Genomic DNA, 1574 nt, shown 5'->3' on the forward strand with positions numbered 1-1574 from the left:
GTATAATTTAAAGTCTCTTCATCTATAAACTCTATCTTTTTTTCTATTTCATTTTTCAATATTTCTTTTGTTGCAGTTTTATTTTCTATTAGATATTTAAGAATGATATATTCAAAAGGTCTTTTAAGTGGCAATTTTCCTGTTATATCTCTTAGCAATAATTTAAACTTTTCATTTTTTAAAAGTTTACTATCTTCAAAATCTTTTTCCACTTTTTCTAAGAAATGAAGATATGTTTTATTTGAAGTTCCTCTTATAAATTTAATTGGATTTATAGCTCCTTCAAACAATGTATAAGAAACTAAACTATTTACTATTTTCCCACCATTTAATTTTTTAAACTCATTGTACTCTTCTCTTAAATACTTCATTCCATTGAAATTTTCTTTATTTATCTGTTCTAATATTCTTTCCTTTGCTATTTCATCCATTTGAATATTAGTACATCCCTTTATTTTAAGAAAATCAGTTTCTATGGCTTTTTTAAGAGTAGCCTTATTATAATCACTACCGTTTAAAGCTATTGCTATTTGAAATGCTTTATTGTAATTACCTATAAAGTCTAATACAGTTAGAAAATCCTTATCTTTATGCTTTCTAAGACCTCTTCCAAGTTGTTGTATAAAAATTATTGATGACTCTGTTGGTCTAAGCATTAAAACTAAATTTGTAGATGGAATATCCACTCCTTCATTAAAAAGGTCAACTGTGAATATAACCTCTAAAGGATTATTATCATCTTCTAAATTTTCAATTTCTGCTTTTCTTTTATTTATAGAATCTGTCCCCACTAAAGCGACACTTTTAATTCCTCTTTTATTGAATTCCTCTTCCATGTATTTTGCATGGTCAATACTTGCACAAAAGCCTATGCACTTTCTCTTTTCTCCATGAAAGCCATAGAAATCCATCTTTTCTATTATAAAATCTACTCTTTCACCTATCTTTAAAATTCTAGATACCTTTTTTGTATCATTTATATCTATCCCTGTATAATCTACTAAATCTATATCAGTTATTCCAAAATAGTGAAAAGGAACTACCAGCTCTTTTTCTAAGGCTTCATTTAATCTAACATCTAAAACTATATTATTATGAAATATTTTAAACACATCTAATCCTTCTGTTCTTTCAGGAGTTGCTGTCATTCCAAGTAAAAACTTTGGCTTAAAATATTCTATTACCTCTTTATAAGTTTTAGATGGACTATGATGTGCTTCATCTATAACTATGTAATCAAACTCATCTCTACTGAAGCTTTCATAATGAGAGGCTATACTTTGAATAGTAGAAAATAAAAATCTCTTTTCTCTTTCCTTTACATTCCCTGTAAAAAGCCCACTTTCTATGCTCGGCATAACCTTTTTAAAATCCTTTATTGCCTTTCTTAAAATATCTTCTCTATGTACTATAAATAACATCTTCTTAGGATTAAACTTTTGGACATCAAAAGCTGACATATATGTTTTACCAGTTCCTGTTGCTGCAACTACAATTCCTCTTTCTCCACCATGTAGCCTTAATCTTTCTAGATTTATTAAAGCTTCTTTTTGCATTAAATTAGGCTTTATCTT

1 protein-coding gene is annotated in these 1574 nt (G+C 27.6%); it reads right to left on the reverse strand.

Annotated features, from left to right (window positions below; translation table 11 throughout):
• Positions 1 to 1574 (reverse strand): DEAD/DEAH box helicase family protein (locus ACRC28_RS04395; RefSeq protein WP_438542239.1); only part of this gene is annotated, 1574 nt, incomplete at both ends.

Source organism: Clostridium sp., assembly GCF_051650885.1.
In the GTDB taxonomy this organism is placed as follows: Bacteria; Bacillota; Clostridia; order Clostridiales; family Clostridiaceae; genus Clostridium.